Source organism: Dietzia sp. B44 (genome assembly GCF_014145245.1).
Taxonomy (GTDB): domain Bacteria; phylum Actinomycetota; class Actinomycetes; order Mycobacteriales; family Mycobacteriaceae; genus Dietzia; species Dietzia natronolimnaea.
Map to the genome: position 1 here is coordinate 1 of NZ_JAALEF010000479.1, position 1,544 is coordinate 1,544.

The window sequence follows — 1,544 nt, forward strand, 5'->3', positions numbered from 1 at the left end:
CGGGGTTGCCGCACGCCCTCGGCGGTGCCGTGGTCCGCGGCGGAGGCCGTCCTGTCGGCCAGGCCGATCACCCCGCGGTGGACGAGCCCGTTGATCGACAGCACGGCGATGAGGACCACGAGACCCAGCGCCACGACGCGGGCGAGTGGGGCCGGGACGTGAGGTGCGGCGATCCGGGTCAGCGCCGCCGTGCCACGCCGGATCCCCCTGGCCGCCGCGAGGATGACCGTCGCGACCAGTAGTGACAGCACCAGGACGAGCAGGTAGTTGGCGCGGTCGATGCGCTCGACGCCGGCCAGGTCCCGGGTGATCTGCTGCCACCAGGACCCCAGGACCAGGAACGTCGGGACGGTCACCGCGGCCGTGACGGCCAGGGACCACCACCCGATCCTGCGCAGGCGGGCGGAATGGTCCGGGGAGACCCCGCAGGAGCGGACCGCCCATGCGATCAGGCAGCCCAGACCGTACCCGGTCGCGAGGCTGATCCCGGTCGCCACGGCCTGCAGGGGCCACACCCGCGGCAACAGGGAGGGCGTCATGGACCACACGAAGAACAGCAGCGCGACGGCCAGTCCGACCGGGTGCAGGGAACGGGTGAAGCCGCGGATCGTCTCCGTCGACGGTGTCGTGGTCAAGACCGGTCCAGGGGTGAGAAGACCGTGGCGGAGCGCCAGGCGCGTGAGCGGAGTCTATCCCCGCGCACGCGCCCCGCGGCTCAGCTCTCGAGGTGGAGCCCCAGTTCGCGCGCCGCGAGCGCGGCGTACTTGGAGGTCTGCTCGAACGCCGACTCCAGGGGGTTCGCGTCGGTGACGTCGGCGATCTCGTTCCACCGCTCGGCCACGACCTCGGGGGTGCGGGCGTTGTCCGGGAGGTAGACCCCGCGGCTCTCGACCATCTGGGAAACGGCGAACACGCCGGCGCCGGCACCGAGGATGGTCTTGGTGGGCGCGTCCTCGCTGACCATGAACAGGGCGCCGGGCGCGATGGTCTCCGGGCCCATGATGTCCAGGACCCGCTGTGGGAGCAGGTCCTCGGTCATGCGGGTGGCGGCCGTGGGGGCGATGGAGTTGACCTTGATGTTCTTCTTGGCGCCCTCGATGGCGAGCACGTTCATCAGGCCGACCAGGCCGGACTTGGCGGCGGCGTAGTTGCTCTGGCCGAAGTTGCCGTAGATACCCGAGGACGAGGTGGTCATGAGGATGCGGCCGTATCCGGCCTCGGCCATGTGGGGCCAGACGGCCTTGGTGCAGTTGACCGAGCCCATGAGGTGGACCTCGAGGACCTTGCGGAAGTCGTCGTTGTCCATCTTGGCGAACGACTTGTCGCGCAGGATGCCGGCGTTGTTCATGAGGATGTCGATGCGCCCCCACTTGTCGATGACCGAGGAGACCAGCGCGTCGACCGCGGCCTCGTCGGTGATGTCGTTGCCGTCGACCATGGCCTCGCCGCCGGTGGCGACGATCTCGTCGACAACGCGCTGGGCCGGGGAGGTGGTGCCACCCTCGCCGTGGACGTCGCCGCCGAGGTCGTTGACGACGACCTTG

General features: G+C 70.2%; 2 protein-coding genes. Both read right to left on the reverse strand.

Annotation, left to right across the window (positions count from 1 at the left end; all coding sequences use genetic code 11):
- Positions 1-635: alpha/beta-hydrolase N-terminal domain-containing protein (locus G6017_RS14440; protein WP_277819608.1), on the reverse strand; the 635-nt coding region annotated here is incomplete at its 3' end.
- Between the two features lie 80 nt (positions 636-715).
- On the reverse strand, positions 716-1,544 hold an 829-nt coding region (locus G6017_RS14445), incomplete at its 5' end, for an SDR family NAD(P)-dependent oxidoreductase (protein ID WP_182611179.1).